13 protein-coding genes and 1 pseudogene are annotated in these 15,720 nt (G+C 58.0%); 9 read left to right on the forward strand and 5 right to left on the reverse strand.

Annotated elements, in window-relative coordinates; translation table 11 throughout:
* Positions 1–329 precede the first annotated feature (329 nt).
* The 7 genes from AB4Z52_RS27640 (at position 330) to AB4Z52_RS27670 (ending at position 8,763) form a co-directional block, all read left to right on the forward strand.
* On the forward strand, positions 330–1,922 hold the full coding sequence (locus AB4Z52_RS27640; protein ID WP_442221085.1) for an ABC transporter substrate-binding protein: 1,593 nt from the start codon (positions 330–332) through the stop codon (positions 1,920–1,922).
* A 6-nt stretch (positions 1,923–1,928) separates the two neighbouring features.
* The gene (locus tag AB4Z52_RS27645; RefSeq protein ID WP_442221086.1) at positions 1,929–2,906 is read left to right on the forward strand and encodes an ABC transporter permease; all 978 of its coding nucleotides are present in this window, start codon (positions 1,929–1,931) and stop codon (positions 2,904–2,906) included.
* 12 nt (positions 2,907–2,918) lie between these two features.
* Positions 2,919–3,794, forward strand: coding sequence for an ABC transporter permease (locus AB4Z52_RS27650; protein ID WP_442221087.1), 876 nt, complete (start codon positions 2,919–2,921; stop codon positions 3,792–3,794).
* Positions 3,791–5,461, forward strand: coding sequence for a dipeptide ABC transporter ATP-binding protein (locus AB4Z52_RS27655; RefSeq protein ID WP_442221088.1), 1,671 nt, complete (start codon positions 3,791–3,793; stop codon positions 5,459–5,461). Before AB4Z52_RS27650 ends, AB4Z52_RS27655 begins: the two co-directional genes overlap by 4 nt.
* Before the next feature lie 92 nt (positions 5,462–5,553).
* Positions 5,554–6,789: a CapA family protein gene (locus AB4Z52_RS27660; protein WP_442221089.1), complete on the forward strand. Its 1,236-nt coding sequence runs from the start codon at positions 5,554–5,556 to the stop codon at positions 6,787–6,789.
* A 144-nt stretch (positions 6,790–6,933) separates the two neighbouring features.
* Positions 6,934–8,211, forward strand: coding sequence for a peptidase T (gene pepT / locus AB4Z52_RS27665; RefSeq protein WP_442221090.1), 1,278 nt, complete (start codon positions 6,934–6,936; stop codon positions 8,209–8,211).
* A gap of 231 nt (positions 8,212–8,442) precedes the next feature.
* The gene (locus AB4Z52_RS27670; protein WP_442221091.1) at positions 8,443–8,763 is read left to right on the forward strand and encodes a transcriptional repressor TraM; all 321 of its coding nucleotides are present in this window, start codon (positions 8,443–8,445) and stop codon (positions 8,761–8,763) included.
* A gap of 13 nt (positions 8,764–8,776) precedes the next feature.
* Here AB4Z52_RS27670 and traR read toward each other — a convergent pair whose 3' ends face one another.
* From traR to AB4Z52_RS27695, 5 genes are all read right to left on the reverse strand, one after another.
* Positions 8,777–9,481 (reverse strand): autoinducer-binding transcriptional regulator TraR, encoded by a 705-nt coding sequence (traR, locus tag AB4Z52_RS27675; protein ID WP_442221092.1) that lies wholly within the window; start codon positions 9,479–9,481, stop codon positions 8,777–8,779.
* Positions 9,482–10,012: 531 nt separating this feature from the next.
* A complete protein-coding gene (locus tag AB4Z52_RS27680; RefSeq protein ID WP_442221093.1) occupies positions 10,013–10,948 on the reverse strand; it encodes an ABC transporter permease in 936 nt (311 codons plus the stop codon).
* A gap of 48 nt (positions 10,949–10,996) precedes the next feature.
* A complete protein-coding gene (locus AB4Z52_RS27685; protein WP_442221094.1) occupies positions 10,997–12,241 on the reverse strand; it encodes an ABC transporter permease in 1,245 nt (414 codons plus the stop codon).
* A 64-nt stretch (positions 12,242–12,305) separates the two neighbouring features.
* The gene (locus tag AB4Z52_RS27690) at positions 12,306–13,376 is read right to left on the reverse strand and encodes an ABC transporter substrate-binding protein (protein WP_442221095.1); all 1,071 of its coding nucleotides are present in this window, start codon (positions 13,374–13,376) and stop codon (positions 12,306–12,308) included.
* A 78-nt stretch (positions 13,377–13,454) separates the two neighbouring features.
* Entirely contained in the window at positions 13,455–14,627 is a 1,173-nt protein-coding gene (locus AB4Z52_RS27695; RefSeq protein ID WP_442221096.1) for an ABC transporter ATP-binding protein, read from the reverse strand.
* Positions 14,628–14,809: 182 nt separating this feature from the next.
* On the opposite strand from AB4Z52_RS27695, the gene AB4Z52_RS27700 reads away from it, so the two are divergent.
* Complete coding sequence (locus tag AB4Z52_RS27700) at positions 14,810–15,190, forward strand: AMP-binding protein (RefSeq protein ID WP_442221097.1); 381 nt, start codon at positions 14,810–14,812, stop codon at positions 15,188–15,190.
* 217 nt (positions 15,191–15,407) lie between these two features.
* Positions 15,408–15,707, forward strand: a pseudogene (locus tag AB4Z52_RS27705) (SDR family oxidoreductase); the annotation flags it as partial.
* Positions 15,708–15,720 lie beyond the last annotated feature (13 nt).

Below are 15,720 nucleotides of genomic sequence, written 5' to 3' on the forward strand. Positions count from 1 at the left end.
GTCGCGGCGTCTTTACCCACATATCCCGAGCTTGCCGCCGCACTCACCGCGCCGCTGGACGCTTGGAATGATGATCTGCCATTCGCAATCTGGCGCGAATGGCGTGCAACCCGACAGCGTCTGATCGAATCATGCCTTAGTGGGCAAGGGCTCGAAGCCAAGCTCTCTTCGATGGTTGGCTCACGGCTTCACGCGAAGCCTAAAGGACAGTCGAGAAAGTCGCGCAAGCGGATCTTCTAGGGCATCGCTCCGGTGTTGAATGCGTGGCGGGAGTCAATCCGCCGCGAGGGCAACAGCAACAGCAAAAAATCAAAAATGGGAACTTCACAATGAAACTGAGAAATCCGTTGCGTTCGCTTTTGCTGTCCGCGTTGCTGATCGTGCTTGCGGTCTGGAGCATTCCTTCGCGGCCGGCACAGGCACAAGAACTTCGCATCGCGACGTCGTACAAGTTGATGACGCTCGATCCGCATTACGCAAATCTCAACGAAAACACCTCGTTGCTCTCCCAAATCTACGAACGGCTCGTCTATCAGGACGAGAATCTCGATCTGAAGCCTGGCCTTGCCATCTCCTGGCGTGCGACGTCCGGCACACAATGGGAATTCAAGCTGCGGGACAATGTCCGCTTCCATGATGGCTCGCCCTTCACCGCAGACGACGTCGTCTACACGATCGAGCGAATCCGGGATTTCCTGAAATCGCCAGGCGGCGGCTTTCAGTCCTATTTGGCCGGTATAAAGACGGTTTCGGCACCTGATCCTCTCACAATCCTCATCGACACGAACGGCAATGCCCCCAACTTGCCGCTGTCGTTGTCCTCGATCTTCGTAATGCATCGGCCGGGGCAGGGGTTCCAGACAACAGAGGAGCTTAACGCCGGTCGCCCTCCCGTCGGCACAGGGCCTTACAGGTTCGAGAGCTGGAGTTCCGGCGAGATGCTGAAGCTCCAGAGGAATGACGACTATTGGGGCGGCAAGCCCGCCTGGGCGGCGGTGACGTTTCGGATTATCGAAAACCCTGCGGCGCGGGTGGCGGCATTGGCAACAGGTGAGGTCGACGTCGCGGATGCCATTCCTGCACGCGATGTGGCCTCGCTCAAGCAGCGGGGTGCCAAGATCGACAGCGTCAGTGCGGCGCGCGTCAATTTCCTGCAATTCGACGTGGGACGGGAAACACTTCCCGGCGTGACGAGCAAATCGGGTGAGCAGATCCTCAATCCCTTCAAAAACCCCTTGGTACGGCGCGCGCTTGCAATGGCGACGGATCGTGGAGTCCTGGTCGACAAGATTCTCGCCGGTTACGGCACACCCGCAGCGCAGGTTTTCCCGGGCGGCCTGCCAGGCACCTCGGCAAATCTGAAGCCGGAGGTTCCGAATTACGACGGAGCGAAAGCGCTTCTCGCAAAGGCCGGCTTTCCGAACGGCTTCAACGTCGTCCTGGCTGGACCCGCAGGCCGCTATCCGGGCGACAGCGAAAGCCTCCAGGCGATCGCGCAAAGCTGGGCGCGCATTGGCGTCGCCGTCCAGCCTACTGCCTTTCCGTTTTCGGTCTTCAACACCAAACGCGCAAGCGGCGACTATGGCGTCTGGTACGGTGGCACCTCCGGCGAGGCAGTCGACATCATTCTTCATGCTCTCCTGGCCTCGCCAAATCCCGAACGTGGAACCGGAGCCTTGAATTTCGGGCACTATCAGAACGAGGCTTTCGACGCGATGCTTGCAAAGGCGGAAAGCCTTCAGGACGGACCGGAGCGAAACAAGGCGCTTGCCGACGCGACGGATTTTGTGATGGCGGACCAGCCGGTCATCCCCCTCTACCACTTCCATCATATCGTCGGTTACGGCCCGCGGGTTGGCTCCTATGTGATGCACCCCCGCGGCTGGACGACCGCGATGCAGACGCTCCCAGCGACGGAGTAGTCGATCATGACCTTGATTTCAGCTGCATTGGGAAGACTGTCGCAGGCCTCCCTTCTCCTCCTTGCCATGTCGTTGATCGGCTTCATCGGCATTCACAGCATCGGCAATCCGGTCTTCAACATCGTCAACATCGAAACCGCCACCCCTGAGGATATCCAGCGCGCGACGGTGGCGCTGGGACTGGATCAGCCGATCTGGCGCCAGTACGTCCTCTTCATTGGCAACGTCGTCCATGGAAACTTCGGGACCTCCTATATCTATCATCTGCCGGCCCTCCGTCTGGTCATGAGCAAGCTTCCCGCGACCCTCGAGCTCGCATGTATCGCGATGCTCATCGCGGCTCCGGCCGGCATAGGAGTGGGGCTCCTGGCCGGCCGGAGGAGCGGCACGCTGTTCGACCGAAGTGTCCTCAGATCAAGCGTGTTCGCACTCAGCGTTCCATCGTTCTGGCTGAGCATGATGCTGATCCTCGTCGGCGCCATCCTGACGGGCTGGTTTCCATCCGGGGGCAGGGGCGCGACCGCGAGCTTTATGGGGCAGGAGTGGAGTGTCCTGACCAGGGACGGCGTCTGGCACATGGTTCTTCCCGTGCTTGCACTGGCGATACCGAATATTGCGCTCATCGCGCGGCTTTCACGATCGGGCACAATCGAAGTCGAGAGCCTGGACTTTACGCGGTTTTGCCGCGCGAAGGGGCTTTCTTCACTAAGGATCCTGCTCCGCCACACCCTGCCGAACATCAGCGTGCCGATCGTGACGATCATCGGGCTGCAATTCGGGGGCATGCTCGCGTTCGCGGTGGTGGTGGAATCGATTTTCTCGTGGCCGGGCATCGGCAAGCTCCTGATCGACTCCATCCAGCTCCTCGACCGGCCTGTGGTGATGGCGACACTGACCTTCATCTCGGTCGCGTTCGTCGTCCTCAATGCGCTTGTCGATCTCTTCCACGCCGTGCTCGACCCGCGCGTGCGCCAGTCCTCATAAAGGTACACAGCCATGAAAGCTGGAATTCTTCGGGCGCTGAACAAGCGTCCCCATGGGCAGATGCTCACGCCGTCCATGCTGCTGCTTACAACCTATATTCTACTTGCCCTTGCCGCCCCGGCGATTGCTCCACAAAACCCGTACGACCCGTTGCAGATCTACGGATGGGAGGCATCGTCTCCTCCAGGCACGCCGGGAAGCGGCGGCTATCTCTACCTGCTCGGGACGGATGGGCTCGGCAGGGATATCGTCAGCTGTATCCTCTACGGCTTGCGGATCAGCCTGGTGGTGTCAGTCACAAGTGCGGCCGTCGCCGCGCTCATCGGGCTGACGGCTGGCGTCAGCGCCGCTTATTTCGGAAAGTGGGCCGATATCGCGATCATGCGGCTCGTCGACCTTGAGCTCAGCCTGCCGACGATCCTCGTCGCCCTGATCGCCATCGTCACGCTCGGCCCCGGAATCGACCGGATCATTCTGGCGCTGATCATCGCCCAGTGGGCGAGCTATGCCAGGTTGGCACGCAGCATAGCGCTCAGCGAGACCAACAAGTCCTACATGGACGCAGCCCGGCTGATGCGGCTGCCGACATCCAGGATCATCTTCCGCCACCTGCTTCCGAACAGCATCGCGCCGGCGGTGACCTTGATCCCGATCGAAGTCGGCCATGCCGTCGCACTCGAAGCGACCCTGTCATTTCTCGGCCTCGGCGTTCCGATCGACAAGCCGTCTCTGGGTTCCACGGTCGCAAATGGGTTCCAATACCTTCTGACCGGCCAATACTGGATCAGCCTTTGCCCTGGCCTCGCCCTCTTCGGGCTGATCGCAAGCATCAACTTCGTCGGTGAAGATGTTCGACGCCGTCTCGATCCAAGGAGCCGTCCGGTATGACGCAAAACACTGGAAGAACGCCTCTGCTTCAGGTGAAGAACCTCGGCCTTCGCCATCGCTCTGCGTCCGGGCCGGTGACGATCCTGACAGACGTGAGTTTCGAGCTTGGGCGCGGCGAGATACTCGGCATCATCGGTGAATCGGGGGCCGGAAAGTCGACATTGGGCAATGCCCTCCTCGGCTTGCTTGCCCCTGAGTTTCAGCTGACGTCGGGGACGATCGAATTCGACGGCAAACCGATCGGTGCCATGGGAGAGTGGGAGCGCCCCATCCGAGGACGGCGCGTCTCCGCCATCTTCCAGGATCATACCGCCTCGCTCGATCCTCTGATGAGCGTCGGTGCACAGGTGGAGGAAACGATCCTTGCCGTCGACGGCTCTGTCCCGAGACGCGAGGCTCGCAGACGTGCTGTCGAGCTCCTGGCCCGCGTCGGAATTCCGGAGCCGCAGCGTCGGTATGGCAATTATCCGCATCAGTTCTCCGGAGGGCAAAGACAGCGGGCGGTCATCGCAATCGCTCTAGCGGGATCGCCCGACATCATCATCGCCGACGAGCCGACCTCAGCACTGGATGCCACGGTCCAGAAGCAGATTCTCAAGCTTCTTCGCACCCTCGTCGATGAGACCGGCGTCTCCATCATTCTGGTCACCCACGACATGGGCGTGGTTTCGGAGATAACCGACCGTGTTCTCGTTATGAGAAAGGGTCAGGTAGTGGAACAGGATCGCACCTCAGTCATTCTCGATGCGCCCGCAAACGACTACACACGCAACCTGCTTGCCGCGGTCCCGCGGCTGCGGATCTCGACAGCGGCAGGGGAGCCGGACGCCAATGGCAGCCGGACCATGTCGTCCGATGGAGAGGAGGGCGACAACATGCTTCTCGTTGCAGAGGGTGTTTCGAAAACCTTCTCCCCAAAAGGGTTCTCTTGGAACCTTGGCCGGAACACGGCAAAGTTCGCGTTGAGCGACGCAAGCATACGGCTGCCGCGCGGTGAGATCACCGGCATTGTAGGCGAGAGTGGAAGCGGGAAGACAACACTCGGCCGGATCATTGCCGGACTGGACGCGGCCTCAGTGGGAAGAGTGACGATAGGAGGAAACGAGTTCGATGTTTCGAAGAGCGGCCGCCGCAACGGCCTCCTTGGCCGTGTGCAGATGGTGTTTCAGGATCCCTCGGTTTCGCTCAATCCCAGGATGACCATCGGCGAGGCATTGCGCGAAAGCATCCGCTTCGGCGCGGATATGTGTCCCGGTGACGAACCCGCGGACGTCGGGACGATGATGGATCAGCTTGGTCTCTCCCGGACCTTGCTCGCCCGGTATCCACATCAACTGTCGGGCGGCCAGAAGCAGCGCGTTTGTATCGCGCGAGCACTTCTGGCGAGGCCGCAGATTATAATCGCCGACGAGCCGACCTCAGCACTTGACGTGTCCGTACAGGCCGAAATCGTCAAGCTTCTCAAAGACAGCATCGCCGAGTGGGATATGACGATGATCTTTATCTCCCATGACCTTGCCGTCGTGCAGCAACTCTGCACTTCCGTCTACATTTTGAAGGACGGCCGGGTGGAGGATTTCGGGTCCTCCGACTTCATCTTCGCACAATCCCAAAATCCCTACACGCGCGCCCTCATCGAGGCCCGGTCCCTCCGGTTCACGTACTGAGTGCTGCTGGGCCGCAGCTGCGCGCCGGCGGCCCAGTGTTCAACATCCTTTTTCCGAAAATTGGCGGCTCTTGCTGCCCCAGAAGGTGACATATGAATGACAGGTTTACATTGGCCGTCACGGGCCAGTCGCTCATAAAGCATGACATCCGCAATATTCGCACTCCGGCGTTTCAGCAGGTTCAGGCACTACTTCGTCAAGCGGATCTATCGTTCACCAATTTCGAGGGAACGATCCTTGGAAGCCATGGCGGATGGCCGCTCAAGGGATCATTCTTCGGCTGTAGCGATCCTGTCGTCCTGGATGCGCTGCAAGCGATCGGGTTTCGGGCACTTTCGCTCTCAAACAATCATGCCTTCGATCTTGGACCGTCCGGCGTGCTCTCGACCCTGGAAGAGGTCGGCAAGCGAGGCTTCCTTCATGCGGGTCTCGGCCGCAACAAGTTCGAGGCTGCGCAGGCAGGCACTGGAACGATTGGCGGACGGCGTGTCGCCATCGTCGCGATGGACGGGGGTCCCGGTCCCGATTTTATGTATGCAACAAATGCAGACATAGGCCGGCCTGGGCGCCCCGGCGTGAACAGGCTACGTCTGTCGCAGGTCATCACGGTCGATGACACAGCCTTTGGGCAGCTTCGCTCCATTCGAGAGAGTGTTGGCTACACGGCGATTGACCTCACCAATGACAGCCAGCCCGACGACCCCCCGCATGTTGATCCGCATGAGGAGATCGGTATCGCTCGCGCGATCTTCAAACGATCCGAGACATTCGGCAGGACAGTCAAAATCGATGAAAACGATATTAGGCGGCACCTCGAGGCGATTGCTTCGGCCGCCAGGGATGGCTGCATTGTTATTGCTTATCTGCACCACCACCACTGGGCTTCCGACTGGTACGAGGTCCCGGCGTGGGTAAGCGGCGTTGCAAGACAGTGCGTCGACGCAGGTGCTGCCATGTTCGTCAGCCATGGTGCGCCGGTGCTTCAACCGGTGGAAATCTATCGTCGCCGTCCGATTTTTTACAGCCTCGGCAATTTCATCTTCCATGTCACGTCGGAAAAGTCGACATGGCGAGCACCCGAAGTGTGGGAGAGTGTTGTCGGCTTGTGTTCTTACGGGCAGGATAACGATTTGATCGACATCAGCTTCTATCCCATCGTGATCGGCGGGGAGGACGGATTGAGGGATCCCTTGCTCGAAAGCCGATTGGTTCCACACCTTGCGACCGGAAGAAGCGCTGAAAGAATCCTGCAACGATTTAAGGAGCAATCGGCTGACCTGGGCGTGCAAATCGAACTGCAAGCCGGGATCGGTATTCTTCGCATCTGAATGTTCGGCCTGTTCGTCATCTGGTTCCAGAGACCCAGCGGTTCTCATGACCGGCAGGGAAGGGAAGGGATGGGAGCCGTTGCACGCTCGCCAGGAGCAGCCACTGAAAATGTCATCATCATTCATAGCAATTGAGAGAGCTGAATGCATTCGATTGAACAAGGAACGACGGGCATTTGCGATGAACTTGTCGCTCGGTTTTTCCGCTATGTCGCCATAGAAAGCCAGAGCGATGCCTCGACTACTGATCTGCCCTCTTCGCCAGGACAGCTTGAACTCGCTAGGCTACTGGCGGAGGAAATGCATGCCCTCGGCGTTGATGATGTCGTGCTCGATGAGCACGCGATCGTGACGGGCGTAAAGCGCGGCAATAGCCCAGGCGCTCCGCGTATCGGTTTCATCGCGCATCTTGATACGGTCGATGTCGGCCTCTCCCCGATCATCCGGCCGCAGATCAAACACTTCGAGGGGCACGATCTGTGCCTCAACCCGGAGAAAGATATCTGGTTGCGGATTGCGGAACATCCGGAAATTCTTCCCTGGCAGAACCAGGATATTATTCTCAGTAACGGCACGAGCGTGCTCGGGGCGGACAACAAGGCAGCGATCGCGATCATTATGACTCTGCTTGCCAGACTCGAGCCGTCGCAGCCTCATGGCGACATTGTCGTTGCCTTCGTTCCGGACGAAGAGATCGGGCTGCGGGGCGCTAAGGCGCTCGATCTGAGCCGCTTCGCGTGCGACTTTGCCTACACCATCGACTGCTGCGAGCTTGGCGAGGTCGTCGTGGAGAATTTCAACGCCGCATTGGGCGAGATCGTCTTTACCGGCGTCAGCGCACATCCGATGTCGGCAAAGGGCGTACTGGTCAATCCGCTGCTGATGGCGCTCGACTTTATCTCCCATTTCGACCGCAATGAAACACCGGAATGCACGGAGAATCGTGAAGGCTATTTCTGGTTCAAGGACCTTGTTGCGAACGACAGCGAGGCTCGGCTCAAGGTCATGGTCCGCGATTTCGACAGGTCCAAATTCGAGCAGCGGAAACAGCGCATCGGCAACGTTGTGGAACGAATCACGTCGGAATATCCATTAGGATCGGTGCAATATCGCGTGGCCGACACCTATCATAACATCGGGGACTACCTCCGGGGCGACAATCGCTCGGCCGAGCTGCTGTTCAAAGCTTTGGACAGGCTCGGGATCGAAAAAAAGCTCACTCCGATGCGTGGAGGAACCGACGGAGCGGCCTTGTCTGCGCGCGGATTGCCCACGCCGAATTTCTTCACCGGTGCTTACAATTTTCATTCGCGCTTCGAATTCCTGCCCGTTTCCGCTTTCGAAAAATCCTACGAGACCGCTCTCATGCTATGCACTCTCGCAGCAGAAGGGGGCGGCGTGGCGCCGCAGGCCAAAGAGTGAATCATGAGCCGGCAAAGCGTCGTGCATTCGCGCGGCAGAATGATCGTAGTTTAGCTGGGAGAGTGGATAGGTGAGGGGGATCTGCCATGAATGCCGCTACGTTGGATTTAAAGTGTGTCCAGGTGCTTCGGTGCTAAAGGTCCCACACTGTCCGGTGCACCTTTCAACCCGGCTGGGGATCAGGGTTGACGTTCTCAGTGCGTACAGTGCATGCCCTCCTGGGAGACTATTATGGTAGCTGGAAGAGAGACGAACGTGCAGCCGGAGCAAAAAACTATCCTGCGGCCCATTATCGGGCTCACAGAAAATCTTCCGAAGGACGATCTGGAATGGATCACGATCGAGGCGATCAAGTCTCACCGCCGGCTTCGCGACATGGCGGAGGAACGCTGGGAGCAATGCCGTATGGCACCTCTCAATCCTTGCGCTCAAACCGTCGGGGCCGCTCGCATCGCCTATATTAGTGCCATGATCGATATGCATGCACAGCAGACTGTGCTTTCGACTCTCTTGGACGTGCTGGGACACATTCCCTCTGTACCCTCGGATTGACCGTCCTGAGAGATCATATCAGCTTAATCTTTGTGGCGAGCGCGCTTGCCTGTATGAGGCTTCCGGCATCAAGAGCCTTGCGCGCATTGTTCAGGTGAAAGTTCACCGTGCCGAACGACAAGTTTTCGAGAGAGGCAATGTCGCGCATCGACTTTCCTTCCGCTGACCACCGCAGGCAGGTCGCTTGTTTCACCGTGAGTTCGACCGGGGCGCTTGCGGTCGGCGCGGTCTCCTGCTGCTCCAGCTTGGCATGAAGCAGTGATACGGCGGTGACGGCAGCGAGCTGATCGATATCCTTTTCGAGGGAGAGGGATGGTTTGTTCGATGCAAGGGTCAGCATCGACATATGGCCGAAGGCGGTTCTGATAGGGATGGAAATACCAGACCTAATTCCAAATTCAGCAGCTTCTGAATAGAAACGACGCAGCCGCTTCGACGTAACGCGCCTCTGGGTTTCTGCTCCCCAGGTGAAGGCCCGCATCACCGACCTCGCGGTCGAGACCACTGGATCTGTCCTCGTGTAACGCTGGGCTAGATATCGCATCTGCCATTCAAGCGGGTAGTTGGAGACGGCGAAGGATCTGATTGGCTGCACATTGAGATAGGCGTAGCAGTCGAATCCGAGTTCGGGGGTGAGCTCGGCGAGCGCCTGCTTCAGCATGTCTTCCGTATGCGCGAGGGAGGAAATATCCGTCAGTTTCTGAAACCATGTCCTCAACTTGCAGGCCTCCTATGCATTCGTCCCATTTTCCGCGATTGGGACTCCGCTTCAGATTGCCGCCTGAATGATGATAGGCGGACTTATTTCGACAACAGCTTTATGACTACTGCGCCGCTACTTCATGCAAAAGAGAAAAATCTCCTGTAGCGTGCATCAGGATATTCACATCTTCGTGAGTATGCAAAAAAAATGCATAAAAAACAGACAATTGCTGCCTACGAGGAAGGCAATTCGAGCAAATGGCATTTAGGCGCATACATGCCATCGGTTGTATACGTGCTATTTAGCTGTTGATCTTGTGAAAGCTCATGCTCGGCTTCCTGCGATGCATCAGAGAGACGATGGGTACCGGGGTTAATACACTCTGTGTTAAGGCACTGCTCGAAATCGTCCGACTCGATCAAACGCTCGCAGGGGGACAGCCATCAGCGCGTCATAGTCCTCACCGATTGCCGCTCTTCAGAGTTTGCAGTTGGGGTCGGCCATCCCCCTTCAAAAGCCCGGAATAGAGAACGACACCGAATTGCTTCAGGGGCGAATCCCCCGGAGGCGCTCGGTGCGCCGGCGCAAAAGCTCGACAGTCGCAAGCAGGGCAGCGGACACGAGCACGAGGAGCGTCGCCGCGGCCAGAATGGCGGGACTAACCTGCTCCCGGAGGCCTGCCCACATCTGGCGCGGAATGGTCACTTGCTGCGGGCCGCCAACAAAAAGCACTGTGACAACCTCATCAAACGAAGTCGCGAACGCGAACAGGGCTCCGGACAAGATCCCGGGGAAGATCAATGGCATGACCACTTTGAAGAAGCCTTGCACAGGCGATGCGCCGAGGCTGGCGGCGGCGCGCGCGAGCGAGCCGTCAAACCCGGACAAAGTCGCCTTGACCGTAATCACCACGAAAGGAACACCTAGCGCGGTGTGGGCAAGCACGATGCCGGTGAACGTTGACGTGAGACGCCCGCATTCAAATCCCAGGATTCCGCACGGGTTAGAATAGAAGAAAAACAATCCGGTCGCGATGATCACAATCGGAATGATCATCGGGGCGAGGAGGATGGCCATGATAGCACGCTTGAAAGGCATCTCCTCCTGAACCAGCCCAAGGGCGGCGAGGGTTCCAAGGGTGGTCGCCAAGATCGTGGACACCAATCCGATTAGAATGGAATTCTTCGCCGCGTTGAACCACTTGGAGTTGGCCCACATGTCTTGGAGCCAGCCAACTCCAAACTTTGCGTCCGGCTGGGACATGCCGAATTTTGCCAGAAGCTCGTACCAACGTAGCGAATATCCCGCCGGATCGAGAGCTAGCATCTTTCGCGTGAAGGAAAAATAAGGCTCCGCATTGAAGCTAAGAGGGACGATAATGATGATCGGGGCGACGAGAAAGAAGAAGACGCTCACGCAGATCGCCAGATATATCCAGCGCCAGATCCGTTCGATCGGGTCGGAATATGCAGGAAGCTTCACGTTGATCCCCTTTTGATCGATTGCGCCTTGGCCTAGCGGCGCGTGCCTCTATCCCAGTTTCAGTTTGTCGATGCCAACGAGCCGATCGTAGATCCAGTAAAGGACTGTCACTGCCACCAGCAGAATGAAGGCCAGCGCTGCCGCAAGCGACCAGTTCGACGCGCTAAGATGATATTGGATCATGTTGGAGATCAGCTGCCCATCCGCACCACCGACAAGTGCCGGCGTGATGTAGTAGCCAACTGCCAGGATGAAGACGAGGAGCGAGCCAGCTGCGATGCCGGGCAAGGTGAGTGGGAGATAGATCCTGCGAAATGCTGTCCAGCTGGTCGCCCCGAGGCTTCGCGCGGCCCGCACATAGGCTGGATTGATCATGCGCATCACTGAATAGAGAGGCAGCACCACGAACGGCAGCAGCACATGCGTCATCACGATGATCGTGCCGATATTGTTGTATATGAGCGACAGCCGATGGTCGGTGTCGATCAGGCCTGCAGCGACAAGGACATTGTTAACCACCCCCTGACCCTGGAGTAGCACGATCCAACTCGAGGTTCGTACGAGAAGCGATGTCCAGAAGGGTAGGAGAACCAGAATGAGCAACAGGTTTGCCGTTGATTGCCGGACTGTTGCAATCAGATGGGCGATCGGGAAGGCAAGTCCGAGACAGAGAATGGTAATGAAGGCAGATTGCCACAGAGTCTTGGCGAACAGTCCCACGTAAAGACGCCTTTCTTCAGGAACGGGAACAATATTCCCGTTCTCATCCCGCTGGCGGTCGACCGCCGCAATGAAATAGTCCAGGGAGTATGGGTTCGACGCGGCACGCATGGCATGCCAAAGACGGGGATCACCCCATCTTTCGTCCTTCGCCAATATCGCCTCCTTGAAAGGCGAAATGAACTCACCGGCTGCCCTGGTCGACGATGTGAACAGAGACCGGGAGCCGGGCAACACGTCGTTTATCCGCGTTCCTGCGGCTCCAGCGGCACGAGTGCGGCGCATCAGATCAAGGTCAGCCGCGAGCGCAGCGAACGCGTTTTCATCGGGAGCGACGCTTGCTGGGTTCGCGTTAAACCAAACAGCGAGGTTCGGTGCAGTCCGGGCAAATTCGTCGTTCACGACCGACCGGAAAAGCACCTGTCCGATCGGAATGATGAAAGTGATGACAACAAATAGCAGGAGGGGCGCAACCAACATCATCGCGCGTCGACGATCGCGGCCCCGCGCAGATTCAAGCGCTTTTCTCAGCGGCCGGCCATCGGCCGTGGTGACTTCCACTATTGCGACCATTTTCCGTTCCCGGCTTAGAGAGGTCCCGCGGGCCAAACTGTGTCAGGCCCGCCGGAATTCGACATCAGTTCGAGGCGAGCCAAGTGTTGAAACGCTCCGTAAGCTCGGCTTCGTGATCGCTCCAGAACTCTGAAGAGACGGAAAGCGCGTTCTTCAGGTTATCAGGGTTCGTCGGCATGTGAGGACGGATGTCCGTCTTTCCGTCCTTGAAAAAGTGGACGAGCGGAATGGAGGACTTCCGCGCCGGCCCAAACGGAAGCTCTGTCGCCATTTTCGCAAGTTGCTTGGTATCCGTGGCGAAGGCCAGATACTTCTTTGCATCCTCGAGATGCGGCGCGCCCTTGGGAATGACGAACATGGCGAAGTCGTAGATCTGTCCGTCCCACACAGTGGTGAACGGCTTGCCTTCGGCCACCGCGGCATTGAAGAAGCGGTTTGCGGGGCCCGAGGACATCACTACTTCACCGTCGGCAAGAAGTCGCGCAGCTTCGGCATTGGCCCCGTACCAGACGAGCTGGTCTTTGACGGAGTTCAGTTTGGCGAACGCGCGATCAACACCCTGCGGCGTGCCCAGGACCTTGTACACGTCCGCAGCCGCGACCCCGTCGGCCATCAGCGCCATCTCAAGAGCAAACTTCGGCTGTTTGCGAAGGGCGCGCTTGCCGGGGAACTTCTTCGTGTCGAAGAAGTCGGCGATGGTGGTAGGACCCTGTGCCAGCTTCTTGTTGTCGTAAGCGAACACTGACGAATAGACTACCGTTCCAACACCACATTCTGTGATGGATCCCTTGAGGAAGTCGTTTTCGGCCCTGGTGCCATCGGCTGCGGCAGGAAGGATCGATGGGTCGATCTGCTCAAGCAGTCCCTCATCGCAGCCGCGGAGCGCATCTGGATATTCCACTTCGACGACATCGACGGTAACGTTCTTCGCTTCGACCATCGACTTGACCAGTGCGGTGGGATTGTCGGAGTCGACCATGCTGGATTTAATGCCGGTCTGCTCAGTAAAAGGATTGTTGTACGCGGCAACCTGACCCGCACCATAGTCGCCGCCCCACGACATCACGACCACCTCAGCACGCGCCGTGGTCGTCAGTGCCAGGATCATCGTCGTAGTAAGTAGATACTTGTTCATGTTGGTCTCCCGTTAGATAGATTTGTTCCCACGAAGTGCATGCTTTGGGGCACTATGTTTTTTTCCGGTGATCTCCCCTCAGACAGTCGTAGGATTGAGCGCTCTGGCATCTTCCGGATGCCACCCAATCCTGATGCGATCACCGGAAGCCAACTTGGTCTGCCCTTGTGTGTTGCGCATCTTGATGACGAAGTTGTCGCTGCCGGCGGCCGTCAGGCGGCAATGCAAGACATCTCCCATGTAGACGGTCTCGATTACTGTGGCCTCAAGCGTGTGTGCTCCTGGAGGCATCAGTTCGGGCTTGAATTCAACCCGTTCCGGGCGGATGGACACAGAGGTCGCCTGCCCCTTTGCGCTGACGCCCACAGCAGTGGCGCTGATCAACTCCCCACTCGACAGGCGAACGAGCGCCCGGCTGCCCTCAAGCTCCTCGATCACGCCTGCCAGGCTATTGTTCGCACCTATGAATTGGGCCACGAAGCTGTTTTCGGGCCGCTCGTAAATGTCCGATGGCGAAGCCATCTGCTGGATACGCCCTTCGTTGAAGACGGCTATCCTGTCGGACATCGTCAGGGCCTCGCTCTGATCGTGTGTCACATACACGACCGTGACGCCGATCCGCTGATGGAGGCTCTTGATCTCCAACTGCATGTGCTCGCGAAGATGTTTGTCCAGCGCGCCAAGCGGTTCGTCCATCAGGACCAGTGCAGGGTCAAAAACGAGCGCACGCGCCAGAGCGATGCGCTGTTGTTGGCCTCCCGAGAGCTGGGCGGGACGGCGGTCGCCAAAGGCCGCCATCTTCACCATGTCCAGCGCTCGTCTGATCTGAATCTCGCGTTGGGCCTTAGGGATGCCTCGCACTTCAAGCGGGAAGGACAGGTTTTCGGCTACCGTCATGTGAGGAAACAGAGCATAGCTTTGAAATACCATGCCGATCCCGCGCTTGTGTGGAGGCACGAGATTGATGTCGCGCCCTGATAGCCGGATCTCGCCGTTCGTCGCGGTTTCAAACCCGGCGAGCATCATTAGACAAGTGGTCTTTCCCGACCCGGAGGGGCCGAGCATCGTCAGGAACTCTCCTTTGGAGATGGCAAGGTTCAGGTCTTTGACGACCAAAGTGCTCCCGTCGTAACTCTTCTGAACCCGGTCGAATACAACGTATCGCTCGTCACTCGTGTGGCCAGACCAAGTCGGCACCGCGTTCCCCTCCTTCGGATGCTGATCCTTCCTCCATCCGACGCCCAAGTCCATTCGACGCTCCTCCTACTCGTTAGTATGTTGACATGACTTGCTGGTCTATTCAAGATCTTTTTGGTATAATATAATTCGGAATAGAATGTAATAAGGATGCGCGTCATCGCGTTGACGTACGAGCAGTAGCCGCCAGCAGTCATCAGCGCTTCGACGGAGTTGCCCGAGACTTCAAGAACTCGGTGTCGCAAAAGGGCAGGGCATGCAGTCGCAGTCTTCAGTCAGCCCTGATCAAGCATAAGGCGACGATTTTCCTCGGCGTGCCGGCCATGTTCTCCATGATGCCGAATTCGCAGGGCAGCAGAACGTCAGCTATGACCTCTTCAACATCCGCTTTGCTCTGCTCGGGCTCCGCTCTGCTCGGCGGGCTGCGCGCCCGTTTCACCCAACGCTTCGGAAGCCGGGCTAACACCCGGCACCAGTATGCTGCAACGGAAGCTCTGACGCTTTGCGCCCTGATGCCCGAAAGGGAGGACCATCTCGACTCCGTTAGCATGCCAGCCCATATCGGCGTCATTTCTAACGGTCTGTTAACCACCCAAAGTGAGGAAGACCCCGGTTAGGTGCCAAATGACAAGATGAGGCTGGATCGTCAAATGTCGAAAAACCACACTCCCCATCCACTAAGAACGGTCCGCGATGCCCGGCATTCATCATGGCCGGCTGAAACGACAGCCAGCCAAGTCGGTGAGCAGGATGTTCAGCACGCTGCTGGCCACGCTCCAGCGGATCACCAGAGTAAAGTTTGACGCCATCCTGCGTTTCTTCGAGATATTCACTGGATACAGCGTCTACGCGGCGATGAAGGCGGCTATAGAGGTTCTGGCCCGCTTCATAGTGGTCGAGCTTGTAGCGCGCAAGATCCGAGTCAATGCGATTGCTCCGGGCGCCGTTGCGACGAATTTCAACGGGGGCGGCGTTCGGGACAACGAAACCGTGAACGCTTATGTGGCGCAGGGCATTGCGTTAGGCCGTGTGGGGGCCAGACGATATCGGTGGCGCGGTTGCAGCTATCCTATCCAATAATACGGTTGGGCGAACGGGACCACCTTCGATATTTCCGGTGGCCAGTTGCTGTAACCGTCAAAATTCT

Origin of the sequence: Rhizobium sp. 2YAF20 (genome assembly GCF_052114685.1) — a bacterium.
Taxonomy (GTDB): Bacteria; Pseudomonadota; Alphaproteobacteria; order Rhizobiales; family Rhizobiaceae; genus Rhizobium.